Source organism: Sphingobium sp. VMM (assembly GCF_056790315.1).
The window spans coordinates 46648-71513 of record NZ_JBXGSI010000022.1; the positions used below are offsets into that span (position 1 = coordinate 46648).

General features: G+C 65.4%; 22 protein-coding genes. 12 read left to right on the plus strand and 10 right to left on the minus strand.

The genetic code is table 11. From position 1 onward, the window contains the following. The first annotated feature begins 26 nt into the window (after positions 1-26). From ACUCV3_RS22715 to ACUCV3_RS22730, 4 genes are all read left to right on the plus strand, one after another. Positions 27-1403 (plus strand): aromatic ring-hydroxylating oxygenase subunit alpha, encoded by a 1377-nt coding sequence (locus ACUCV3_RS22715; RefSeq protein ID WP_048939217.1) that lies wholly within the window; start codon positions 27-29, stop codon positions 1401-1403. Beyond that, complete coding sequence (locus ACUCV3_RS22720) at positions 1400-3184, plus strand: thiamine pyrophosphate-binding protein (protein ID WP_279728848.1); 1785 nt, start codon at positions 1400-1402, stop codon at positions 3182-3184. Before ACUCV3_RS22715 ends, ACUCV3_RS22720 begins: the two co-directional genes overlap by 4 nt. A gap of 123 nt (positions 3185-3307) precedes the next feature. Further along, entirely contained in the window at positions 3308-4723 is a 1416-nt protein-coding gene (locus ACUCV3_RS22725; protein WP_482241164.1) for an aldehyde dehydrogenase family protein, read from the plus strand. A 1-nt stretch (position 4724) separates the two neighbouring features. Next, on the plus strand, positions 4725-6323 hold the full coding sequence (locus ACUCV3_RS22730; protein WP_279728850.1) for an SMP-30/gluconolactonase/LRE family protein: 1599 nt from the start codon (positions 4725-4727) through the stop codon (positions 6321-6323). Here ACUCV3_RS22730 and ACUCV3_RS22735 read toward each other — a convergent pair. Further along, positions 6309-7142, minus strand: coding sequence for an IclR family transcriptional regulator (locus ACUCV3_RS22735; RefSeq protein WP_097384860.1), 834 nt, complete (start codon positions 7140-7142; stop codon positions 6309-6311). The genes ACUCV3_RS22730 and ACUCV3_RS22735 overlap by 15 nt on opposite strands. 155 nt (positions 7143-7297) lie before the next feature. On the opposite strand from ACUCV3_RS22735, the gene ACUCV3_RS22740 reads away from it, so the two are divergent. The 4 genes from ACUCV3_RS22740 (at position 7298) to ACUCV3_RS22755 (ending at position 12333) form a co-directional block, all read left to right on the plus strand. Then, on the plus strand, positions 7298-8881 hold the full coding sequence (locus ACUCV3_RS22740; protein WP_482241165.1) for an acetate--CoA ligase: 1584 nt from the start codon (positions 7298-7300) through the stop codon (positions 8879-8881). Positions 8882-8897: 16 nt separating this feature from the next. Next, entirely contained in the window at positions 8898-10046 is a 1149-nt protein-coding gene (locus ACUCV3_RS22745; protein ID WP_279728851.1) for an FAS1-like dehydratase domain-containing protein, read from the plus strand. A gap of 68 nt (positions 10047-10114) precedes the next feature. Next, positions 10115-11332, plus strand: a complete 1218-nt coding sequence (locus ACUCV3_RS22750; protein WP_279728852.1) for a CaiB/BaiF CoA transferase family protein — start codon at positions 10115-10117, stop codon at positions 11330-11332. Between the two features lie 83 nt (positions 11333-11415). Next, complete coding sequence (locus ACUCV3_RS22755; RefSeq protein WP_279728853.1) at positions 11416-12333, plus strand: SDR family NAD(P)-dependent oxidoreductase; 918 nt, start codon at positions 11416-11418, stop codon at positions 12331-12333. A 4-nt stretch (positions 12334-12337) separates the two neighbouring features. Here ACUCV3_RS22755 and ACUCV3_RS22760 read toward each other — a convergent pair whose 3' ends face one another. From ACUCV3_RS22760 to ACUCV3_RS22795, 8 genes are read right to left on the minus strand one after another with little or no spacing between them, the layout of a single operon-like run. Beyond that, the gene (locus ACUCV3_RS22760; protein ID WP_482241166.1) at positions 12338-12745 is read right to left on the minus strand and encodes a nuclear transport factor 2 family protein; all 408 of its coding nucleotides are present in this window, start codon (positions 12743-12745) and stop codon (positions 12338-12340) included. 4 nt (positions 12746-12749) lie between these two features. Then, complete coding sequence (locus ACUCV3_RS22765) at positions 12750-13913, minus strand: sulfotransferase family protein (RefSeq protein WP_279728854.1); 1164 nt, start codon at positions 13911-13913, stop codon at positions 12750-12752. A 20-nt stretch (positions 13914-13933) separates the two neighbouring features. Then, a complete protein-coding gene (locus ACUCV3_RS22770; RefSeq protein WP_482241167.1) occupies positions 13934-14683 on the minus strand; it encodes a 3'(2'),5'-bisphosphate nucleotidase CysQ in 750 nt (249 codons plus the stop codon). An 11-nt stretch (positions 14684-14694) separates the two neighbouring features. After that, entirely contained in the window at positions 14695-16653 is a 1959-nt protein-coding gene (gene cysN, locus ACUCV3_RS22775; RefSeq protein WP_482241168.1) for a sulfate adenylyltransferase subunit CysN, read from the minus strand. Beyond that, positions 16653-17558: a sulfate adenylyltransferase subunit CysD gene (cysD, locus tag ACUCV3_RS22780; protein ID WP_482241169.1), complete on the minus strand. Its 906-nt coding sequence runs from the start codon at positions 17556-17558 to the stop codon at positions 16653-16655. Before cysD ends, cysN begins: the two co-directional genes overlap by 1 nt. A gap of 23 nt (positions 17559-17581) precedes the next feature. Further along, positions 17582-18838 (minus strand): alkyl sulfatase dimerization domain-containing protein, encoded by a 1257-nt coding sequence (locus ACUCV3_RS22785; RefSeq protein ID WP_279731445.1) that lies wholly within the window; start codon positions 18836-18838, stop codon positions 17582-17584. Further along, positions 18835-19848 carry a zinc-dependent alcohol dehydrogenase gene (locus tag ACUCV3_RS22790; RefSeq protein ID WP_482241170.1) on the minus strand — a complete coding sequence of 338 codons (1014 nt, stop codon included), beginning with the start codon at positions 19846-19848 and terminating at the stop codon, positions 18835-18837. The genes ACUCV3_RS22785 and ACUCV3_RS22790 overlap by 4 nt, the downstream gene beginning before the upstream one ends. Before the next feature lie 21 nt (positions 19849-19869). After that, entirely contained in the window at positions 19870-20691 is an 822-nt protein-coding gene (locus ACUCV3_RS22795; protein WP_279731448.1) for an SDR family NAD(P)-dependent oxidoreductase, read from the minus strand. 151 nt (positions 20692-20842) lie between these two features. Between ACUCV3_RS22795 and ACUCV3_RS22800 the strand changes: the two genes are divergently transcribed. From ACUCV3_RS22800 to ACUCV3_RS22815, 4 genes are all read left to right on the plus strand, one after another. Further along, positions 20843-21709: a helix-turn-helix domain-containing protein gene (locus tag ACUCV3_RS22800; RefSeq protein WP_279731449.1), complete on the plus strand. Its 867-nt coding sequence runs from the start codon at positions 20843-20845 to the stop codon at positions 21707-21709. Between the two features lie 127 nt (positions 21710-21836). Further along, entirely contained in the window at positions 21837-22988 is a 1152-nt protein-coding gene (locus ACUCV3_RS22805) for a sulfotransferase family protein (RefSeq protein ID WP_279731450.1), read from the plus strand. Positions 22989-22991: 3 nt separating this feature from the next. After that, on the plus strand, positions 22992-23459 hold the full coding sequence (locus ACUCV3_RS22810) for a VOC family protein (protein ID WP_279731451.1): 468 nt from the start codon (positions 22992-22994) through the stop codon (positions 23457-23459). A gap of 13 nt (positions 23460-23472) precedes the next feature. Continuing rightward, positions 23473-23856, plus strand: coding sequence for a VOC family protein (locus ACUCV3_RS22815; protein WP_010336478.1), 384 nt, complete (start codon positions 23473-23475; stop codon positions 23854-23856). 1 nt (position 23857) lies between these two features. Here the strand turns inward: ACUCV3_RS22815 and ACUCV3_RS22820 are convergent, their stop codons facing one another. Continuing rightward, positions 23858-24658: an SDR family NAD(P)-dependent oxidoreductase gene (locus ACUCV3_RS22820; RefSeq protein ID WP_279731453.1), complete on the minus strand. Its 801-nt coding sequence runs from the start codon at positions 24656-24658 to the stop codon at positions 23858-23860. Positions 24659-24866: the final 208 nt, after the last annotated feature.

Sequence of the window (24866 nt, forward strand, 5' to 3'; positions counted from 1 at the left end):
CAACGCGGACGTTGCAGGAGGATGCCATGAGCAAGATCGACAATATCGATGTGGAGGCACTGGCCAAGCCGCTGACCTACCCGACCGAGGCATTCCTGTCGAAGGACTATGCCCTGGCGGAGAAGGAAAAGCTGTGGCCCCATGTCTGGCAGATGGCGGCGCGGGTCGAGGAACTGCCCGATGTCGGCGACTGGATGACCTACGACATTTGCGATGAGTCGATCATCATCGTGCGGACCGCGCCCGACACGTTGCGCGCCTTCTTCAATGTCTGTCCGCATCGCGGCCGCCAACTGGTCGACGTGCCCAAGGACGTGCATTCGGTGCGCGGCAAGAACCGGCGCAGCTTCGTCTGCGGCTTCCATGGCTGGACCTTCGATACCGAGGGCAACAACACCTACATCCTCGACCCGCAGGACTGGCAGGGCGCGCTCAATGCCGAATGCACCCGCCTGTCGGATGTGAAGATCGACACATGGGGCGGCTGGATCTGGATCCATATGGACCTCAATGCCGAGCCGCTGATCGATTTCCTGGGCGATGCCGGCCGCATCCTGTCCCACTTCGAAATGGACAAGATGCGCTACAAATGGCGCAAATGGGTGGTCTATCCGGCCAATTGGAAGACCGCGCTGGAGGCTTTCATGGAGCCTTATCATGTCGCGGGCACCCATACCCAGCTGCTCGATTATGGCGATTATTACGCATACAGCGCGGCTTATGGCCTGCATGGGGTGAGCGGTTTCGACCAGCGCGACCCGGCCTTCCAGATGAGCCAGAGCAGCAGCGTCACCCGCGCCGGCAAGGGCGACGATCCGCGCCGCTCCACCTATGAGCTGATCCGCGAAAATTACGAGACATTGAACTATGCCGCCTCGACCGAGACTTTGGTCAATGCGGCGAGCCGGCTGGTCGACGAACTGCCCGAGGGCACGGCGGCCGGCGACGTCATCGCCCATTGGCTGAAATCGGCCAAGGCGGACGATGCCGCGCGCGGCGTCATCTGGCCGGAAATCCCGCCCGAGGTGATGGCCGAGGCGGGGCTTGCCTGGCACGTCTTTCCCAACATGTCGGTGCTGCAGGGGATCACCTTCGCCCTTTGCTACCGCACCCGTCCCTATGGCGACGATCCCGACATGTGCATCTTCGAATCCTACGCGATCGAGCGCTTTCCCGAAGGTGAAGTGCCGGTCACCGAATGGGAAGAGACGGAAGCCACGGCCGAGGGCTGGGGCGCCGTCCTCGCCCAGGACTTCTCGAACATGGAGTGGGTGCAGAAGGGCATGAAGTCGCGCGGCTTCCGCGGGCCGCTGCCCAACCCCCACCAGGAACGCAAGATCACCAATTTCCACCGCAACCTAGCCACGTACATGGGTACGGGCGCACCGAGGTTACTCAAATGAGCTATGACGATCCCAAGCCCGCCGTCAACGTGAACGCCACCGACAAGAAGGGCACTCCGGTCTACAAGCGGATGCTGGACCTGTTCGAGGCCGAAGGCATCAACACGCTGTTCGGCATTCCCGACCCGAATTTCGTCCACATGTTCCTGGAGGCCGAGCGTCGCGGCTGGACCGTGGTTGCGCCCCATCATGAAGCCGCAGCCGGCTTCATGGCCGAGGCCGCGTCGCGCATCACCGGCAAGCCCGCCGTCGCGATCGGCACGCTGGGGCCGGGCATCGCCAATATGGCGCCCGCCATCCAGTGCGCGCTGGTCGAAAATTCGCCGGTCATCTTCCTGTCGGGCCAGCGCGCCCGCGTCACCGAACAGCGCGTCCGTCGCGGCCGCATCCAGTTCGTCAAGCAGATGCCCTTGTTCGAAAATAGCGTCAAATATGCCGCCTCGATCGAATATGCCGACCAGACCGACGAGGTCGTGCGCGAGGGCATTCGCAAGGCGATGGGCGGCACCCCCGGCCCGGTCTATATCGAATATCCCAGCCACATCATCCTGGAGGAACTGGACCTTCCCGCGCCACTGGCACCGGACCGCTATCGCCTGGTCAACCAGGGCGCCGACATCGACCGGGTCAAGGAAGCGGCCGACCTGATCCGCGCGGCCAAGAACCCGATCCTGCTGGTCGGCCATGCCGTCCACACCTCGCGCTCGGGCGCGGCGGTGAAGGAACTGGCGGACCTGATGAACTGCCCGGTGATCCAGACCTCGGGCGGCACCAGCTATATCAAGGGGCTGGAAGATCGCACTTTCCAGTACGTCTTCTCCAAGGCGTCGATCGAGGCAGTCACGGAATCGGATCTGGTGCTGGCGCTGGGCACTGAACTGGGCGAGCCGGTCCATTTCGGCAAGTGGCGCTACTGGATGAAGAATGAAGCGATCCGCAAGTGGATCTATGTCGAGCAGGACCCCACCGCGATCGGCGTCAACCGGCCGATCGACGTGCCGCTGGTCGGCGACCTGCGCGGCGTCGTGCCGCAGCTGGTCGAGGCGCTGAAGGACACGCCGCGCGCCCCTGCGCCGATGCTGGAAGCCTTCATGCGCGACGGCCAGGCCGAGCTGGACGAGCTGGCGGCGGAATCGCGCACCAAGAGCGACGGCACCGGCGACCTGCCGATCCATCCCGCCCGTCTGGCGGTGGAAGCGACCGAGGCCTTCCCCAAGGACGGCATCCTGATCCGCGACGGCGGTGCCGGCGTGATCTTCCAGTGGACCTATTCGCAGTGCAAGCCGAACGACGTCATCTGGAATCAGAATTTCGGTCATATCGGCACCGGCATTCCCTATGCGACCGGCGCGATGCTGGCGGACAAGGCGGCCACCGGCGTCAGCCGTCCGGGCCTGTTGCTGACCTCCGACAGCAGCTTCATGTTCCACATTGCCGAACTGGAAGTGGCGGTGCGCACCAAGCTGCCGCTGGTCTGCGTCGTTGGCGTGGACAACCAGTGGGGCCTGGAAGTGGGCGTCTACAAGCGCACCTTCGGCCAGGGCACGGAAGAGACCGGCACCCATTGGAGCAAGGAAGTCCGCTTCGACAAGATCGGCGAGGGCTTTGGCTGCCACGGCGAATATGTGACCAGGGCAGAGGACATCAAGCCGGCGATCGCGCGCGCCTATGCCAGCGGCAAGCCGGGCGTCGTCCATGTCGTGATCGACCCCAAGGCCAATTCGGAAGAAATGCCGAAATATGCCGAATTCCGCACCTGGTATGCCGAAGGCACCCAGTAAAACGCCCTTCCTCCCCGGATAAGGGGAGGGGGACCGCCGCGGGCGGTGGAGGGGTGTCACCCCGGCGGACACACCCCTCCGTCTGGCCTTTGGCCAGGATTTTGGAGAGGATGGGACATCGACATGCGCGACTATCGGAACTTCTATATCGACGGCCAGTGGGTCGCCCCGGTCGAACCGAAGACCGCGGATGTCATCAACCCCGCGACCGAGGCGGTGGCCGGCACCATCTCGCTCGGCGGCGTGGCCGACGTGAACAAGGCGGTCGCCGCCGCGCGCAAGGCCTTTGCCGGCTGGTCGCAGACCACGCGCGAACAGCGGCTCGACCTGCTGCTCGCCATCCAGGCCGAATATGCGCGGCGTCAGGCCGAGCTGGGCGACGCGATCATCGAGGAAATGGGCGCGCCGTCCTCGCTCGCCCATGGCTTCCATGTCGGGCTGGGCGCCGGGCATCTGCAGACCGCGATCGAGGTGCTGCGCGACTTCAAGTTCGACGAACAGCATGGCGCGACGATGATCGCGCGCGAGCCGATCGGCGTCTGCGCGCTCATCACGCCGTGGAACTGGCCGATGAACCAGACCTGCGTCAAGATTTTCCCGGCGCTGGCCACTGGCTGCACCATGATCCTGAAGCCGCCACAACTCGCGCCCTTCTCGGCCCAGATCCTGGCTGAAATCCTCGATACGGCGGGCGTGCCGGCGGGCGTGTTCAACATGGTCCAGGGCAGCGGCAGCGTGATCGGCACGGTGCTTTCCACCCATGAGGATGTCGACATGGTGTCCTTCACCGGGTCGGAGCCGGTCGGCGTCCAGATCCAGAAGGACGCGGCGACCACGATCAAGCGGGTCGGGCTGGAACTGGGGGGCAAGAGCGCCTTCATCGTGCTGGACGATGATGCGCTGGCCGCCAATGTCGCCGGCGCGACCGGTGGCATGATGGGCAATTCGGGTCAGACCTGCAGCGCGGGATCGCGCCTGCTGGTGCCTGCATCGCGCATGGATGAAGTGGTGGCCGCTGCCAAGGCGGCGGCGGACGCGGTGACGGTCGGCGATCCGACCGGCAATGTCGCGATGGGCCCGGTCGTGTCGAAGAGCCAGTACAACATCATTCAGGATTATATCCGCAAAGGCGTGGACGAGGGCGCGACCCTGATCGCCGGTGGCGCGGGTCGTCCGGACGGGATCGACAAGGGCTGGTTCGTCAAGCCCACCGTCTTCGTCGGCACCAACGACATGGTGATCGCGCGCGAGGAAATCTTCGGCCCGGTGCTGGTCATCATCGGCTATGAGGATATCGATCATGCGGTCGATATCGCCAATGACAGCAATTTCGGCCTTGCCGGCTATGTCAGCGGCACGGATGTGGACCAGTGCCGTGCCGTCGCCCGACGGATGCGCACCGGCTGGATCAGCATCAATGGCGGGTTCGATTTCCATGCCCCCTTTGGCGGCTACAAGCGCAGCGGCAATGGCCGCGAATGGGGCGAGCATGGCTTCCTCGAATATCTCGAAGTGAAGTCGCTGTTGGGCTACGCCTGAGATGGCGGTCCAGTCCGGGCGTTATGGCGCCGCCAGTGCTGCTATCGCTGCCGAGGGCTGGTCCCTCGCGCGGCTGACCCCGCCCAGCCGCCTGCACGGCGCCAATGGCCTGGCGACCGGGCCGGACGGGCGCCTCTATGTCGCGCAGGTTGGTGGCAGTCAGGTCAGCGCGATCGATGTCGACAGCGGCGCGATCGAGACGATCAGCGCGATGGGCGGCGCCATCGTCGCCCCCGACGATCTGGTGTTCGACGATGCCGGCAACCTCTATCTGACCGAGATTACCGAGGGCCGGGTCGCGATGCGCACGCCATCGGGCGACGTGCGGGTGGTGCGCGGCGACATTCCGGTCGCCAACCCGATCACCTGGCATCAGGGCCGGCTGATCGCGGGCGAATGCCGGATCGGCGCGCGGATCATGGAACTGGATCTGGATGGCGGCGAACCGCGCGTCATCCTCGACAATGTGCCGATGGCGAACGCCTTTCAGGTAGGCCCGGACGGCAAGCTCTATTTTCCCGTGATGGGCGCCAACGAGATATGGCGGGTGGATCTGAATGGCGGCGCACCCGAGGTGGTGGCCGGCGATCTGGGCGTGCCGGATTCGGTGAAGTTCGACAGCAAGGGGCGGATCGTCACGACCCAGGTGGCCAGCGGGCAGGTGCTGCGGCTCGACCTGGTGAACGGCACACGCGAAGTGCTGGCCGATCTTGGCCCCGGCCTCGACAATGTCAGCTTCATCGGCGACCGCATCTTCGTGTCGAGCATTCCGGGCGAGATCACCGAATTGCTGGGCGACGGCAAGGTGCGATCGGTGGTGCCGCGCGCACTGCAATGGCCGCTGGGTCTCGCCATGGGCGCCGACGGCGCGTTGTTCGTTGCTGACGGCACATTCGGATATACGCTGCGGTCCGGCGAGGCGCTGACCCTGGCCGGCATGATCTTCTACCCCGGCTGCCCCGGCTATATGCGTGGTGTCGCAGCGGGCGCGCAGGCGGGGGAGTGGATCATCAGCACCGGCCTTGGCGCGGTGGCGCGCTATCGGCCGGGGCAAGGGGAAAGCGATTTCCTCGCCACCGGCCTCGACCAGTTGATGGGTGTGGCGGTCGCGCCGGGCGGCGCGGTGGTGATTGCCGAATATGGCACCGGCCGGCTGCTCTCGATCGAGAATGGCGCGGTCAGCGAACTGGCCACCGACCTCGACAAGCCGATGGGCGTGGCGCTGGCGCCAGACGGGACAGCCTATGTTGCCGAGGCCGGGGCGGGGCGCGTGCTGCGCATCGCGGGCGGTCGCAGCGAGGCGATCGTCGATGGCCTCGGTCGGCCGGAAGGGCTGGCGATCCATGACGGGGAGCTGTTCGTCGTCGATACGCGGACCAAGACATTGGTCGCCACCGACCTGTCGGGCGGCGCGCGCGCGACGATCGCCAGCGCCCTGCCGGTCGGCGCGCCGGCTGGCGTCACGCCCAAATTTCTGGGACCGATCGGTGACATGGCCGGGCCGATGATCAATTTCGCCGATGTGACGGCGGCACCGGACGGCACGCTCTATGTGTCGGGCGACGCCGAAGGCAGTGTGCTGGCGCTACGCCGCCGGTAGGGGACGGTCGCCGCTGAGCTGCTCGCTGAGCGCGGCGGCCGCCTCGACCAGCGCCTGCTGCAATGCGCCCAGCCCCTCGCGTTGCAGCGCGGCGCCGATGCCGATCGCCACCAGCGCATGGACCGGGCGGCCCGCGCCTTTCCATACGGGCGCGGAGACGACGGTGACGCCCGCAATATATTGGCCTTCGTCCACCGCGAAGCCCTGCGCGCGGGTCTGGCGCAGTTGCTCCATCCAGTCGGCGAAGGGCGGCGGATCGTCCCAGCGCAATGTGTCGAACCGCGCCTTCAGTTCCTTCTCGCCATAATCGCCAAAGGCGGCGATGCAGCGGCCGGTGGCGCTGATGAGGGCAGGAAAGCGGCTGCCGACCTGAGCGCTCAGTTGGAAGCCGCTGCCCGACTGCGCCATGGCGACGACGATCATATGATCGAGGCCCACCGCCTGCACCCCCAGCATGGTGAGGCCGAAGCGCTGCGCCAGCCGGTCGAGCACCGGCTGGGCAAGGTCGTTGAAGGCGTCACGGCGCAGCCAGTTGCGGGCCAGGGTCAGCACGCCGGCCTGCAGCGCATAGCGTTTGGTATCGGGATCGAAGGCGACCAGTTCCTCCTCCACCAGCGCGCGCAGCACATAGAGGCAGGTGCTGGGCACCAGCCCCAGTTCCTTGGCGATCGCCTGTACGCCGAGCGGCCGGTCGCTCTTGCCCAGCAGGCGCAGGATCGCGGCGGCGCGGGCGATGGCGGGCGCCTTGCTCTCCTGCACGGCCTTGGCGACCTTGCGGACGGTGGAGGGCGGGCGGGGCGTGGTGCGGCTGTCGGTCATGGCGTCATCCTATCGCGCCACCGATGGGCTGTCATTCGAAATATAGAACATCATTCACCATTTACAACAAATGAGTCGCTGTGACATCGCTTGTGGCAAGCAGCGACGGGGGTTTGACCCGTTCGCCCGGTTGAATGCCGGACCGATGGGATGGGATGATGGCGAAGCTAACCGACTATCGCAGCTATGCCGATGCACAGGCACATGCGACCTCAGCCGCGCTGTGGGGTCTGTTCGACGGCGACCGCGAAGACCTCAACATCGCCCATGAATGCATCACCCGCCATGCCGACGGATCGGGCCGCGCCGCCGTGCGCATCGCTCATGCCGCCAATGGTGATGATGGCGGCCGGGACGAGATATTGAGCTTCGACGCGATCGCGGCGGGCGCCGCGCGCTTCGCCCATTGGCTCGATGCCGAGGGTATTCAGCCGGGCGAACGCATCGCCTTCATGCTGGAGCCTTCGCTGCCCTTCTATGTCTGCCTGTTCGGGGCGATGCAGACCGGCGCGATCTCGGTACCGCTCTTCACCCTGTTCGGCCCGGATGCGCTGCGGCTGCGGGTCGATGACTGCAAGCCGACCATCCTCATCACCAATGCCGAAAAGGCGGAGCTGGCGCGCAGCATGGACGGGCCGCGCGTGATCGTCGCCGACGACGCATTGCTGGCCGATCTCGCCCGCTTCCCGGCGACTTACAGCCCGAAGACCAAGGCCAATGACCTGGCCGTCTTCCAATATACGTCGGGCACGACCCGCGAACTGCCGGAGGCGGTCAAGCACAGCCACCGCGCGCTGGTGACGTTGATGTTCGCCGCCCTCTACGGCACCGGCATCCGGCCGGGCGACGAGTTTTTCTGCCCCTCCTCGCCGGCCTGGGGCCATGGCCTGTGGCACGGCACGCTGGCGCCGCTGGGGCTGGGCGTGACGACGGGCACCTTTGCCGGCCGGTTCGATCCGGTGCGGCTGATGCAGGCGCTGGACGCTTATGGCATCACCAACATGTCGGCCGCCGCGACCCATTATCGGATGATGAAGAATAGCGGCCGGGCCGCCGATTTCGCCTTCCATTTCGACAAGCTGTCCTACACCGGCGAGCCGATCGACCCGGCGACGCTGGAGTTTATCGACGCCCATTTCAAGGTGCCGGCCTGTTCCATGTACGGCACGACCGAGATTGGCGTGGTGCTGGTCAACTATCCCGGCGCACAGGATTTCATGGTGAAGCCGGGTTCGCTGGGCAAGGCGGTGCCGGGCCAGAGGCTGGAAGTGCAGCGCCCCGACGGCAGCGCCTGCGATCCCGGCGAGATTGGCGAGCTGATGCTGTGGCGCCGCGACCGGTGGGAAACCACCAAGGACCGGGCGAAGATCGACGCTGACGGCTATTTCTACCATTGTGGCCGCGCCGACGACGTCATCATCTCGGCCGGCTGGACGATGAGCGCGGTCGAGATCGAGAATACGCTGCTCAAGCATGAGGCGGTGCTGGAATGCGCGGTGATCGGCGTGCCCGATGACAAGCGCGGCCAGGTGGTGAAGGCCTTCATCATCCTCAATCGGGACGGCAGCGACGCGCTGGTCCGCGAACTGCAGGACTTCACCCGCGAAAAGCTCGCCCAGCATGAATTTCCCCGCATCGTCGAATTCGTGACCGACCTGCCCAAGACGCCGGCCGGCAAGGTCCACCGCAAGATTTTGAGAGATCGTGAGGCCGCCAAGGCGGTCGAACTCGCCAACTGAAGTCAGGAGAAGAGAGATGGCAACATTGGCCGACGCGCCCGTGAACAAATTCCCCAAGATCACCGAGGAGGGGCTGGACGACCTGCGCAAGCGCATCGGCGTCAAGATCGAGAATACCGTCGAACCGTGGAATTACGAAGCCACGCGCGACGCGATCCGCCACTATGCGCATGGTATCGGTGACGATAATCCGCTGTGGTGCGATCCGGCCTATGCCGAAAAGACCAAGCATGGTTCGCTGGTCGCGCTGCCGAGTTTCCTGTTCACCACCAGTCGTATCATCTCGGGCTATTGCGGTGGCCTGTCGGGCGTCCATGCGATGTGGGCGGGCGCCGACTGGACCTGGCACAAGCCGGTGCTGCGCAACGACACCATCCGCACCGAGGCCTATTTGAAGGATCTGATCGAGCATCAGACCAAGTTTGCCGGCCGCAGCTTCCAGCAGATCTATCATGTCGATTTCTTCAACCAGCATGGCGACAAGGTCGCCGAAGGCGACAGCTGGGTGTTCCGCACCGATCGCGACGAAGCGCGCGAGCGTGGCACCAAATATACCGAAGCCCGTGGCCGGGTGGAGCCCTTCACCGACGAACAGCTGGCCGAGATGTACAAGCTGTACGAGAAGGAAGAAATTCGCGGCGCCACGCCCCGTTATTGGGAAGATGTGCAGGTCGGCGACGAGCTGCCGCGCATGATGAAGGGGCCGATGACCGTCACCGGCTTCATCTGCTACGCGCAGGGCTGGGGCGGCCTCTATATCCGCGCCAACAAGCTGGCGTGGAAGATGCAGCAGAAGCATCCCGGCACCGGCATCAAGAACCGCTTCAACGTGCCCGACTGCCCGGAACGCGTCCATTGGGACGAAGCGTTCGCGCTCGAAGTCGGCGCGCCCGGCGCTTATGACTATGGTCCGGAACGCTGCAGCTGGCTGACCCATCAGGTCACCAACTGGATCGGCGACGACGGTTTCCTGCACAAGAGCAAGTGCCAGATCCGCCGCCACAATCCCGATGGCGACGTGATCTTCATCGACGGCAGCGTGATCCGCAAGTTCGAGGAGAACGGCAAGAAATATGTCGAGATCCAGCAGCGCGCGGAAACCCATCGCGGCGAAGTCTCGGCCTTCGGCACCTCGATTGCCGAACTGCCCAGCCGCCCGGCCTGATCCGGGCGCGGCGGGCCGTTCCTTCCCCCTGGGGAGGATTTGGGATGGGACGGCCCACCGAAAGATGCATGATGGACAGCCACGACAAGAGTATATGGGCAGGGCCGCTGGCCGGGGTGCGGGTGCTGGATTTCACCCGCGTCCTGGCCGGCCCCTCGGCCGCGCTCGCGCTTGCCGATCTGGGCGCGGAAGTGATCAAGGTAGAGCCGCCCGGCAGCGGCGATGATACCCGCAGCTTCCCGCCGCTGCGCGAAGGCGAAAGCCATTATTTCCTCAGCGTCAATCGCGGCAAGAAGAGCATCGTGCTCGACCTCAAGGCCGCCGAGGGGCTGGCGATCGCCCGCGATCTGGCGGCCAAGTCCGACATCGTCATCGAAAATTACCGGCCCGGCGTGATGGACCGGCTGGGCCTTGGCTATGAGGCGCTGTCGGCGATCAACCCCGGCCTCATCTATTGCGCCATTTCCGGCTTCGGCATGACCGGGCCGCTCAAGGATCGTCCGTCCTTCGACATCGTCTTGCAGGCCATGTCGGGCGCGCTCAGCGTCAATGGCGAGCCGGGGGGACTGCCGACCAAGCTCGGCATTCCGCTGGGCGATCTGGTCGGCGGCATCAACGGGCCGATCGCGATCCTCGCCGCCTTGCACGAACGCCATGCCACCGGGCGTGGCCGGCTGATCGACATCAGCCTGATGGACGGGATGATCGGCCTGCTCGGCTATCTGGCACAATTGAGCTTCTTCACCGGGCAGGATCCGGTGCCGCAGGGATCGCAGCATCCCAATCTCGTCCCCTATGGCGTCTTCCCCGCCAGCGACGGGTCGATCGTCATCGCCTGTCTCACCAATCATTTCTGGGGCAAGATCTGCGCCGCGCTGGGGCTGGCCGCGCTGGCCGACGATCCGCGCTACGACAGGCTCGACAAGCGGCGCGAACGGCGGACGGAGGTGAACGCCCTGCTGTCGGCGGTGACCCAGACCCGCACCGTGGCCGACCTCGCCGATCTGTTCGCCGCGCATCAGGTGCCGCACGCGCCGATCCTGAGCATCAGCGAGGCGTTGGCCCAGCCGCAGACGCTGGCCCGCAACATGGTGGTGGAGACCGAGCATAAGAGTTTGGGCATGATCCCGATCGTCAACCGTCCCTTCCGCTTCCCCGGCGCCGAGCAGCCGGTGCCGAGCGCCCCGCCGGTTATGGGCGAGCATAGCGATGCGGTGCTCGCAGACCTTCTGGGGATGGACGCGGGCACCATCGCGCGGCTGCGCGACGCCGGGATCGTCGCCTGAGCGATCATTTGGCGGCACGCTTGGGGCGACGGCACCGCCGCCGCTAAGCTCCCGGCCAATCATCATCCGGGAGAGAGACTATCATGCTGCGATTTGACGACCGCGTCGCCCTGATCACCGGCGCCGGGCGTGGCCTTGGCCGGGCTTATGCGCTGCTGCTGGCGGCGCGCGGCGCGAAGGTCGTGGTCAATGATCCCGGCGTCAGCATGCAGGGTGAGGGGACCGACGCTGGCCCGGCCCAGTCGGTGGTGGACGAAATCCGCGCCGCCGGGGGCCAGGCGATCGCCTCGACCGACAGCGTCGCCACGCCCGAAGGCGGGCAGGCGATGATCGACCTTGCCCGCGACCATTTCGGCAGCATCGACATTCTGATCCACAATGCCGGCATCGTCCGGCGCGGCGGCCTGGCGGAGCTAAGCTATGCCGATTTCGAAACCGTGCTCGACGTCCATCTGCGCGGCGCCTTCCATGTCGTGCGTGCCGCCTTCCCGCATATGTGCGCCGCCAATTATGGCCGCATCGTCCTGACCGGATCGATCAACGGCCTCTACGGCAATGCCGGGGTGGTCAATTACAGCGTCGCCAAAGCCGGGATGATCGGCCTGTCCAACGTCGCCGCGATCGAGGGGGCGGCCCATGGCGTGAAGAGCAACATCATCCTGCCCGGCGCCGTCACCCGCATGGCCGAGGGTCTCGATACCAGCGCCTATCCGCCGATGGATCCGGAACTGGTCGCGCCCGCCGTCGGCTATCTCGCGCATCAGGATTGCGCGGTCAGCGGCGAGATGCTGATCGCCATGGCCGGGCGCGTCGCGCGGGCCTACACGATGGAAACCGTCGGCGTGTTCCAGCCCGACTGGACGATCGAGCAGATTGCCGATCGGCTGGAGGGGATACGCGACACGCAGGACGCGTTGCTGTTTCCGCCGGTGCCGACCGGCCATCTCGACCATCTGCGCTACAGCTTCGCGATGGCCAGCCAGGGCATGAAACAGGGCTGATCGCTCAGCCCTGTTTCGCCGCCATCATCGCCTGGATCAGCGGCTTGATCCGGGCTTCGACCGGCGCCGGGTTGAAATGCTCGGCGACCGACGCGATCCGGCCGTCGCGGATGCGCAGCAGGAAGACATAGCGATTGGCGAAGGGCTCGCCATTCACCAGTGTGCCCGCCGATCGCACCTCGGCCGCGACCCGGTCCGCTTCGGCCGTCAGCGAATCGACGGTGAAGCTCAGCCCGCCCTGGAACAGCGACCCCAGCATCGCGACGCCGCGCTGATAGGCGGCGCGCGGCGCATCGACGCCCGACGTCGTCGTCCAGGCGGTCATGTCGTCGGTCAGCAATTCATCCGGCAATGCCGCCGCCGACAGGGCGGCGAAGAAGCGGCGGGCGAGGTCATGATGGGCCTGCGTCATCGGATCAGGCCTTCACGGGAATCGAGAAGCGGTCGGTATAGGCCTTGAAATGGGCGTGGATCTGCGCGCGATCGAGGCCATAATCGGCGAGGTCATAGCTATGCTTGCCATGCTTGCCCTGCGGATTGGCGGCCAGCATCGCGGTCATGCCGGCTTCCGCTTCCGCCGTGAAGGGCTCGTCGAAGCGAGCATAAAGCTTGCGCATCTCGCCGATCGGGTCGCGCAGCTGGTCGTCATACTGGATGTCGTGGATCGCATCCTGGCCATGCTTTGCGCGATAGGCCAGCATCCGCTCGATCATCAGGTCGAAGGTGCGCAGCTGCGAGCGGCCGACCTCGACAGGGTCGACATTGGCGCTGAACATCTTGCGCACCTGATAGACGAGGGAGCAGGCAGAGCCGACGACATCGGCCGGATCGCGATGGGTCATCACCAGCTGGGCGTCGGGATAGACGCTGGTCAGGTCGTCCAGGAACAGCGGATGCCAGGGATTCTTCAGCGTCCAGCGGCCGCCATTTTCCGCCTGCAGCAATTGCAGCAGCCGCTTGTGATAGCGGAAGGCGGGCAGGTAGCTCGTGGCGAACAGCCATTTCTGATAGCTCGGCACATGCAGAACCGAGTCATAATATTGGGCGCAGAAGGACGGCGCCATGGCGAACTGGCACTCGGTCGGGCTGTCGGCATCCTCATGATGGATGGCCGAAATATGCGGCGCATATTTGAGCGACATGTCCAGCCGCGCCTGCTCCGCGACATAGCGCGGATCGCTGCTGAGCGTGCCGGCGGCAGCGGGTGGCGCCGAATTGAACGCCTCCCAGCGCAGGAAAGAGCGGCGGGCGGGATCGGCGTTCAAGAGGTTGATGGTCAAGGTCGTGCCGGTGCGTGGCAGGCCGAAGACGAACATCGGCTTCTCGATCGGGGCGTCGAGCAGGTCTGGATGGCGGGCGAGCCAGTCCTCGACCTGCAAGCGGTTGGCGAGCGTCGCGGTCAGCTGCTGCGCCCAGCGGCCTAGCGCCGCTTCAGTGAGGTTGGCCTCGCGATTGATTGCATCGACCAGCACGTCCAGACCTTCCAATATGGCGTCGTCGCCCAGGTCGGTAAGGCCGGTCTGTGCGCGCGCGGCGGCGACCAGGGCGTCGGCGTCGAGGCCGATGGTGGCGGTGGTCATGATCCTCTTCCCTTCTGTTTTCAGGCGGCCTGCGCCGCGATCTCGGCCAAGGCCCCCAGCACGCTGTCGGCATGTTCGTGCCTGCAGATGAGGAGGTCAGGCATGTATGTGTCTGATTGGTTGTAGGTCAGCGGCGATCCATCGATGCGGGAGGCGTGGAGGCCGTGTGCGAGTGCGACGGCGGCGGGAGCGCAACTGTCCCATTCATATTGGCCGCCGGCATGGAGATAGATGTCGGCCTGGCCCAGGATCACGGCCATGGCCTTGGCGCCGGCGGAGCCCATGGGGACCAGTTCGGCGCCCAGCGCCTCGGCGACCGCGACCGCCTGGGGGGCGGGGCGGGTGCGGGAGACGACCATGCGCAGCTTTTCGGGCGCGGGCGGGATGGCGCGCGGCTGGTCGGTGCGCAGGACGATGCCGTCTTCATGGCCCGGCAGGGCCACCGCACCGATGGTCGGCACGCCGTCGATGGCGAGACCGACATGGACGGCCCAGTCGGCGCGTTCCTCGCCATATTCGCGGGTGCCGTCGACCGGGTCGACGATCCACACGCGGCTGTGCTGGAGCCGCGCCCCATCACAGGCCATCTCCTCGGAGAGCAACCCATCCTCGGCCCGCTGTTCCCGCAGCGCATGGACGAGGAACTGGTTGGCGGTCTGGTCGCCGGCCTTGCCGAGCGCCTTGGCGCTGAACAGGCCCGAGGCGCGGACCTCCAGCAACAGGCGGCCGGCGGTTTCGGCGAGATGGGCGGCGAGGTCCGCGTCAGTCATGCTGCCCTCCCTCATTTGAGCGGCATGATCTTGCGGATGATGTGCTCGGCGGCCTCTTCCGGCGTCATCTCGACGGTGTTGACCCGTATCTCGGGGCTGGTGGGCGCCTCATAGGGACTGTCGATGCCGGTGAAGTTCTTGAGGCTGCCCGATCGCGCCTTCTTGTAGAGGCCCTTGACGTCGCGCGCCTCGGCAACCTCAAGCGGCGTGTCGACGAAGATCTCGATGAACTCGCCGTCCGGCAGCATCTCGCGCAGCATCTCGCGCTCGGCGCGGAAGGGGGAGATGAAGGCGGTCAGCACGATCAGGCCCGCATCCGCCATCAGCTTGGCGACCTCGCCGACCCGGCGGATATTCTCGATCCGGTCGGCCTCGGTAAAGCCCAGATCCTTGTTGAGGCCATGGCGGATATTGTCGCCATCGAGCAGGAAGGTGTGGCGGTTCATCAGCGCGAGCCGCTTTTCCACCTCATTGGCGATGGTCGACTTGCCCGAGCCGGAGAGACCGGTGAACCAGAGGATGCGGGGAACCTGGTTCTTGAGCGCGGCATGAGCCTCGCGGCCGATGTCGGTCGCCTGCCAATGGACATTCTGGGCCCGGCGCAGCGAGAAGTGGAGCATGCCCGCCGCCACGGTGCGGTTGCTGATCTTGTCGATCAGGATGAAGCCGCCCAAGGTCCGGTTGTCGGCATAGGGCTCGAACGTGATCGGCTTGTCGGTCGCCAGTTCGGCAACGCCAATGGCATTCAAGTCCAGCGTCTTGGCCGCCAGATGCTCCATCGTGTTGACGTTGACGACATATTTGGGCGCCTGGACGGTGGCCGAGACGCTCTGCGTGCCGATCTTGAGCCAATAGGGCCGGCCCGGCAGCATCGCCTCGTCATCCATCCACACGATGGTCGCCTCGAACTGGCTGGAGACCTCGGGCGGATTGTCGGCCACCGCGATGACGTCGCCGCGCGAACAGTCGATCTCGTCGGCAAAGCAGAGCGTGACCGACTGGCCGGCGATCGCTTCGTCGAGGTCGCCGTCACCACCGGTCCCGCTTGCCGGGCCGGTTCCACCCGGCATCGTAACGATACGGCTGATGGTGCTGGTCTTGCCCGAAGGCAGCACCCGCACGGCGTCGCCCGGCTTGACCGATCCGCTGGCGATCAGGCCGGCAAAGCCGCGAAAGTCGAGGTTCGGACGGTTGACCCACTGGACCGGCATGCGGAACGGCTTGGCCGCCGCAGTGGTGGCATCGACCTCGACGCTTTCGAGATGGGCCATCAGCGTGGGCCCCTGATACCAGGGGGTGTTCTCCGACCGGGCGGTGATATTGTCGCCCTTGAAGCCGGAGATGGGGATCGGCGTGAAGGCGCTGATGCCGATGCTCTGCGCGAACGCGGCATAATCGGCGACGATCTTGTCGAACACGGCCTGGTCATAGCCGACCAGGTCCATCTTGTTGACGGCCAGCACGATGTTGCGGATGCCGATCAGGTGGGCGAGATAGCTGTGGCGCCGCGTCTGGGTGAGGATGCCCTTGCGCGCGTCGATCAGGATGACGGCCAGGTCGGCGGTGGAGGCACCGGTGACCATGTTGCGGGTATATTGTTCATGGCCGGGCGTATCGGCGACGATGAACTTGCGCTTTTCGGTAGCGAAGAAGCGATAGGCGACGTCGATGGTGATGCCCTGTTCGCGCTCTGCGGCGAGGCCATCGACCAGCAGGGCGAAGTCGATCTCGCCGCCTTGCGTGCCGACGCGCTTGCTATCCGCCTGCAGCGCTTCGAGCTGATCCTCGAAGATCATCTTCGAATCATAGAGCAGCCGCCCGATCAGGGTGGACTTGCCATCGTCGACCGAGCCGCAGGTGATGAAGCGCAGCATGGTCTTGTGCTGATGGACGTCGAGATAGGCGTCGATGTCCTGCGCGATGAGGGCATCGGTCTGGTAGACGGGGTCCTGTGTGATCACGTCGGACATCAGAAGTAACCCTCCTGCTTCTTCTTCTCCATGCCGGCGCCGCCGGCATCCTTGTCGATGGCGCGACCCTGGCGCTCGGATGTGGTGGTGAGCAGCATCTCCTGGATCACCTCCGACAGGGTGCTGGCCTCGCTCTCGACCGCGCCGGTGAGCGGATAGCAGCCCAAAGTGCGGAAGCGGATCGAGCGCTCGACCGGCACTTCGCCCGGTTCAAGCGGGAAGCGGTCATCATCGACCATCAGCAGCATGCCGTCGCGCTCGACGGTGGGGCGGGGGGCGGCGAAATAGAGCGGCACGATCTCGATGCCTTCCAGCTGGATATATTGCCAGATGTCGAGCTCGGTCCAGTTGCTGATCGGGAAGACGCGGATGCTCTCGCCCTTGGCCTTCCGGGCATTATAGAGGTTCCACAGTTCGGGCCGCTGGTTCTTGGGATCCCAGCCATGCGAGGCGGTGCGGAAGGAGAAGATGCGCTCCTTGGCGCGGCTCTTCTCCTCGTCGCGGCGCGCGCCGCCGAATGCCGCGTCGAAGCCGAACTTGTCGAGCGCCTGCTTCAACCCTTCCGTCTTCCACATGTCGGTGTGGAGGGCGCCATGGTCGAACGGGTTGATGCCGCGCGCCTGGGCCTCGGGATTATGATGGACCAGCAGTTCCATGCCCGCGTCGCGCGCCGCCTTGTCGCGCAGATCATACATCGCGCGGAACTTCCAGGTGGTGTCGACATGGAGCAGCGGGAAGGGCGGCGGCGAGGGATAGAAGGCCTTCTTCGCCAGATGCAGCATCACCGCCGAATCCTTGCCCACCGAGTACAGCATCACAGGCCGATCCGCCTCCGAAACAACCTCCCGCAATATATGGATACTCTCCGCCTCAAGGCGTTCGAGGTGCGTAAGACTGCGTGCCATGATTATGCTTCCTGAAATGGGGGTCAGGCGGCCGGGAGCCGCTTTTCGGCGTCGGCGATTTCCGCCTTCAGCCACATGGTTTCGGACAGGTTGGTGCCGCCGCTGCGGGCGAGCAATTGTTCGAGCGCCGCCTTCTTGACGGTCAGCGCTGCCTCATGGTCGGGCGCGACGCCCAGCGCGATGTCAAGCAGGTGCAGCGCCTCGAGCGGGCGCCCCGCCGCGGCATGGACATGGGCGCGGGCGGCGAGCGCCCCGGCGCCGCCGGCCAGTTCCACAAGGTCGGGATAGACGGTCGGGCGCGGCACGCCATAAAGGGCAGTGGTGCCATCCTCATAATGGAACCAGCCGGCATTTTCCTCCCAGATGGCGCGCACCACCCAACTGGTCTTGCCATGGAATTCGCCGATGCGGATCTCCTCGGGCAGGACGATCTCGCGCATCAGATCCTGGACATGCCGGCCGGCATTCATGCCGGCGATCGTCTCGCGCTCGATATAGGTGACGGCGGCATGCATCCGGTCGAGATCGGCGCGGATCGTGTCTGCGCCACGGATCGGATCGCCATGGCCGGTGATGACCAGTTCGGGCGCCAGCGACCGGACATGCTCCAGCGACTGGAGATAGGCGCGCACCAGCCGGGGGCGGTCGCCGCGCATCGTCACCAGATTGGGCATGGAGCGCCACACCGGGCCGAACAGATTGCCGGTGAAAATGATCTTTTCCTCGGGCATCCAGACGAACACCGAGCAGAGCGTCTCGCCGCCGGGCGTCTTCACCACCTCGAACTTGCGGCCGCCCTGTTCAAAGGCATGGACGGTCTCGACCATGCGGTCGGGGACGATGCGCGGCGGCTTGGGCGGTGGGCCGTCGCGCCGGGTCATCGACGCCCAGAGCTTGCCCGATCGGATGCCGAGGAACGGGCCGAGCCGGTCGAAATAGTCTTCGGTGTCAACGAAATTGACACCCGTGATCACCTCCGTACCCGGCTCCTGCTGGTCGGGCAGGGCGCCATAATGGTCGGGATGGGCCTGGGTGACGATGATGCGCTTCAGCGCGCCGGTGCGGTGGGGGGCGAACAGCCCCTTGTTGCGCGCGCCATTGCCGAGGAAGCCGGTATTGACCAGCAGGTCGCCATCGCCTGTCGTCACCAGATAGGCGTTGGAAATATCCTTCACCATGAAGATGCTATCTGTGATCGCCTCCGCCTCGGTCTGGCCCTGTCCGGCCATGACAAGCGCGCCCAAAGGCGTCTGCGGTTTCTCGGCTGATTGCGTGCTCATGCGTCGGCTCCCTCGAACTCGATCATGACCTTGGCGGATTGCGGACGGGCGGCGATCTCCAGCCCCTCGATCACCTGCGCGAAGGGCAATTTATGGCTGATCAGCGCCGCGATCTTGTCCTTCAGGCGCGGCATGGCGGCGATCACGTCGGGCATTTCGGTCGGATAGCCGACCGCCGTGGTGATCGTCATTTCCGTCGTCAGCATCGGGCCTGCGGGCAGCTCGATCGGCTTCATATAGGCGGCGGTGATGACATGGCGGGCATGGGTCTTGGCCATGGCGATCACGTCGGACAGGATGGAGGGCGCGCCGGCCGCATCGATATAGGCGTCGGTCTGCGACTTTTCGCGGCCGAACACGGTGGTGGTGCCATGGATCGCCTTGATCCGGGCGATCACATCTTCCTTGGCCGGATTGATCGTGTGGGCGCCGAGCGCGCGGGCGCGCTCCAGCCGTTCCTCGGCCAGGTCGAGCGCGATCACATCCTGGCAACCCCGGTCGATCGCCCACAGCACCATGCCAAGGCCGATCGGGCCGCAGCCGAAGATCACCACCTTGTCGCCCGCCTTGGCCTGCGCCCGGTTGACGCCATGCATCGCCACCGACAGCGGCTCGCACATGGCGGCGACGTCATAAGGGATGCCGTCCGGGATCGGCAGCAGGCTGTCGCCCAGCCGCGCGTCGCGGACCAGCAATTCCTCGGTAAAGGCGCCCTCCGGTCCGCCGCTGCCGATGAAGCTGGGGGTCATCATCGGGTTGATGATGACGCTCTGGCCGACACTGACGCCTGCCACTTCCTCACCGACGATCATGATCTCGCCTGCGCCCTCATGGCCGAGCGCGGTCAGCTTGCCGGGGCCGGGAATGCCACCATTCTTGATATAGCTGAGGTCGCTGCCGCAAATGCCGCAGGCCTTCATCTTCACGACGACGTCCTTCGGACCCGGCTCGGGCCGCTGATAGGCGTCGAGCCGGACATCGTTCACATCATGGATGTTGAGCAGGTGCATGGGAGCGCTCCGTCGATCGGCTCAGAAGGCGTAGGGCGGATAGATCAGGCTGCCGCCGTCGATGACGATCGTGTCGCCGCTATGGTAACGCGAGGCGTCGGACGCGAGATAGGCGCCGATGCCCTCGAAATCCTCGATCGCGCCAGGGCGATGGATCGGCGTCTTGGCCGAGAAATGCGCGTCGACGGCGGCCATGCGGGCCTGCATCTCCGGGCTCATCTCGCCATCCCCGCCGATGCCGGTCTTGATATAGCCGGGCGCAATGCTGTTGGCGCGGATCTCGTACTGGCCCAGCTCGGCCGCCATGCCGCGCACGGCGGCGCCCATGCCGCCCTTCGACGCGGCATAATTGTTGATCCCGGCAATGCCATGGAACATCGACAGGCTGCCGCAATAGACCAGGCTGCCGCCCGGCTCGCCGGCCTCGGCGCGGGCGACCATCGCCTTGGCCCCTTCGCGCAGGGTGAAGAAGGCGCCGTGCAGGTTGACCGCCAGCAGATCATGCCATTCCGCCGCATCCAGCGTCAGCACCGAACGCGAGCGCGAGGCGCGACCCGAATTGGCAAAGACGCAGTCGATCCGGCCGAAATCGGCGAGCAATTTGGCATAGCCGTCGATGATCGCCTCTTCCGATGCGACATCGACCTGATAGGTTTCGACCCGGCCGGCGCCGGCTTCGCGCAGGGCGGCGGCGGCCGCTTCGTTCTTGTCCGCATTGCGGGCCCAGATGGCGATGTCGCCGCCCATCTTGGCAACGCCCATGGCGAAGCCCAGGCCAATGCCGCCATTGCCGCCGGTGACCAGCGTGACCTTGCCCGTGCAGTCGAAAAGACCCTTAGCCATTCATCTCTCTCCATAGGGTGCCGCATCGTTGGCGGCTTGCCTGATGGTCCAAGGATGGGGGCGACTCCGGCGCCGACGCAATTGACCAGACTATCGAGAATGAGCCATAGTGCAGCGATAGGGCCAAACATGGCCAGAGAGCGGGGGAGCGATGGCGGAATCCTATGCCAGGTCGGTTTTCGAGGCCGAGATTGCGGTGCCGCAGGCGCAGGCGCGGATCATGCGGCTCGATCTGGCAGGGCCGACCGACCGCATTTTCCGGCGCGAACGCCATTATTGGCTCGACATGTGCCTGACCCCCCGACCCGAGCGGGTGCGCGGCTGCTATGCCGACCATTGGGGGCCGCATCGCTATGAGCGGCTGGGCGAGATTTTCCTGGTGCCGCCGGGGCAGGCCTTGCGGTTGCGGACCGAAGGACAGGGCAGCCAGTCTTCGGTCGTGTGCGAGATCAAGGCGGAGGCGATTGACCGCTGGCTCGACGGGCCGATCGAATGGACCGACAGTCGCCTCGCCGCCTGCCTCGACATCGCCCATCCGCATATGCGCGCCTGCCTGTTCCGCCTGGCGGAGGAGGTGAACCGGCCGGGGCCGGGCAGCATCGTCCTGACCGAGCTGATCGCCGGGCAACTGGCGATCGAGGTGGCGCGCTATTGCCAGGCGATCGCCGAGGGACCGGCGACCGGGGGGCTTGCCACCTGGCGGTTGCGGCGGATCGACGAGCGGCTGCAACTGGGCGGCGCAGCGCCCTCGCTGGAGGAGCTGGCGGTCCTGTGCAACCTGTCGGTGCGGCAATTGACGCGTGGCTTTCGCGCCAGCCGGGGCTGTTCGATCGGCGACTATATCGTCCAGTGCCGGATCGATGTCGCCAAACGCTATCTGGGGTCGAGCGAGAGCATCAAGGAGATTGCCTTCGCGCTCGGATTCGCTTCGCCCTCCAGCTTCGCCTTCGCCTTTCGCCGCGCGACCGGGGCGACGCCGCGCCAGTTTCGCCAGCATCTGACATCGCGCCCGCGATAGCGGCTGGCCGCGCGCTTCTGATATGGCCCGATATCGATAGTGCGGCCGGGCCGCTTCATCGGGTGGCATTGGCGCGCCTCGCCCGGCTGCCCATGATGGTGGCAAAAGACATCAGGAGAGACATGCCATGGGCGCTGCTTTGGTTGCCGACGCGCTGATCGACCGCGCGATCAAGGCCACCGGCCTCGATCGCTTCGATTCCGACAGCTATCGCGAAGGGCTCGACATATTGCTGGCCGACGCGAACCAGGCCGGCCTGTCGGACAGCGGCCACGCGCGGATGGAGGCCAATGTCGTCGACCTCCTGTCCAATCGCCTCAGGACCACCGATTATCTGGCGCAGCGGCCCGAACTGCTGGAACGGTCGGTCGAACGACCGGTCTTCGTCTTCGGCATTCCCCGCACCGGCACGACCCTGCTCAGCAATCTGCTGGCCTGCGACCCGGCCCGGCGCTCGCCACTGACCTGGGAGATTGACGAGCCGGTGCCGCCGGCGACCAGCGCGACGCTCAAGAGCGATCCGCGTGCCATCGCCCGGCTGGAACAGGAAAAGGCGATGCTCGCCGCCCGGCCGGAAATGGGCAAATATTATCGCAATTCGGCCGTCTATCCCAATGAATGTATCTTCTTCATGGCGCATGATTTCAAGGCGCTGGCGCTGGAATCGCGGGGGAAGCTGCCCAATTATCGCGACTGGCTGTTCTCGACCGACATGACGTCGGCCTATGCATATCACAAGCGCTTCCTGCAATTGCTGCAGGCCGATGCGCCGGGCGTGTGGAACCTCAAAATGCCGAGCCACAGCCTGTGGATCGAGACGATCCGCAAAATCTATCCCGACGCCCGCTTCATCTGGACCCATCGCGATCCCTATACCGCCATGGGCAGCTTCTGCTCGATCATCAGCCTGGGGCAGATGGCCTTTACCGGCCGGGTCGATCCCGAATGGCTGGCGGAAAATTGCACCTATCAGGCAAAGCTGCATGCCGACCGCATCATGGATGCGCGCGAGCAGCTGGGCGAGGACAGCATGGTTGACGTCCATTATGCCGACCTCACCAGCGATCCGATCGGCACGATGCGCCGGCTCTATGCCGCGCTGGGCGATGATTTCACGCCGGAGGCGGAGGCGGCGATGCAGGCCTGGCTAAACGACAATCCGCAGGGCAAATTCGGTCGCCACGACTATAAGCTCGCCCAATATGGCCTGTCGGTCGAACAACTGACGCCGCATTTCGAGCGCTATCTGTCGCGCTATGACGTCGCGCGGGAGGGCTGAGCCATGCTGACCGGTCATCATTTCCAGAACGCCTATGTCACCCGCAATGTCGACAAGGCCGTCGCCCAGTTCCGCGACCAGGCCGATGTCCGCACCCTGTCGGAGATCGAGGTGCCGGTGCAGCTCTGGACGCCGCAGGGCGAGGGGCAGGGCGTGCAGAGGCTCGCCTTCGTCTGGGTCGACGACATGCAGTTCGAACTGATCCAGCCGATCTCGGGCGATGTGCTGGCGCTCTATCGCGATGCGCTGCCCGCCGATGATCGGCTGGTCTTCCACCATATCTGCAACCGGGTCGATGACTGGGCCGCCTTCATGGCGCGGGTCGAGGCGCAGCCCTATCCGGTGGTGCTCAAGGGCGGGACGCCGGGCATGTTGGAGTTCGTCTATCTCGATACGCGCGAATGGCTGGGCCATTATGTCGAATATGTGTGGATGGGCGCCGATCGCTGGAAAGGCATGGGCGGGTTATAAGGGAGAGAGCAATATGATCAGTATGGCCCGTTTCGGTACCCGCGACCTCGACGGCGCGAAGCGTTTCTATGACGGCATTGCCGGACTGCTGGGCGCGGTGCGCGCCTATGACCGGCCCGATCTGGTCGCCTACAAGACGGCCGAGGGCGGTATGCTGCTGATCGGCATTCCGTTCGAGGGGGATGCAACGCCGGGCAATGGCAATCAGGTCGGCATCCAGGCGGACAGCCGGGCACAGGTCGATGCGGTCCATGCCCGCGCGCTCGAATTGGGCGGCAAGTGCGAGGGCAAGCCCGGCATTCGCGGTGATGATCCCAACGGCTTCTACGGTGCCTATTTCCGCGATCTGGACGGCAACAAGATGACGATCTTCCGCTTCGGCCCGCCCGACGCCTGATTCACAGCAGGCTGCCGCCGTCGACCGGATAGACCTGGCCGGTGATGAAGCCGGCCTGGTCCGACGCCAGGTAGACGGCGAGCGAGGCGACTTCCTCGGCAAAGGCGACCGGGCGGCCCAGCACCGTCTGGCGCGACCGCTTCTCCATGTCCTTCGGGCTGGTGCTGGCAAAGGCCCGGCCGAAGAAGTTGCGATCGGGGTGGAATCGGCTGCCCTTCGAGAAGGCGGCGGGATCGCGCGAGACCGTGCCATAGGGGGCGACGCAATTGACGCGGATGCCGTGCGGCCCGACTTCCTTCGCCAGCACTTTGGTAAAGCCGTGGACTGCCGCCTTGGCCGCAGAATAGACCGGCAGCATATAGTCGCCGACGATGCCCGCGGTGGAGCCGATATTGACGATCGCGCCCGCCTTGCGCGCGATCATGCCCGGCAACACCGCATGGGTCATGCGCAGCAGCGTGCCGAGGTTGAGGTCGATGTCGCCAGCCCAGCTTGCCGGATCGGAATCGACGAAGAATCCCGCGCCGATATTGCCGCCGACATTGTTGACCAGGATCGCGACCTCGCCCAGCGCGGAGGCCGCCGCCAGGATCTGTCCCGGCGCGGCCGGATCGCTGAGGTCGGCCGCCACGAAACGGGCGTCCTGCGCGCCGGTGGCGATCGCCTGCTCCACCAGCCGGGCGCCAGCCGCCTGGTCGCGCCCCACCGCGACCAGCTTCACCCCTTCGGCCGCCAGCCCCAGGCTGATGGCGCGGCCGATATTGGCGGTCGCCCCGGTCACGATCGCGACCCTGCCCGTCATTTGCATGTCCATTGCGCTCTCCCCTCTCATGCGCCATCGGCTGGCGATCATGCAGGGGGAAAGGGCAGGCGCAAATCGCCTGGGGGATCAGTGACGATCTGGTGGAATCGCGATGGCGATATGTCGCCATCTGCAAGGCGGCCGGGCTTCTCGGGCCGCCAATATCAGGCATAACGAGAATCAACCAAAGCAAAAAAGATCACTGCAT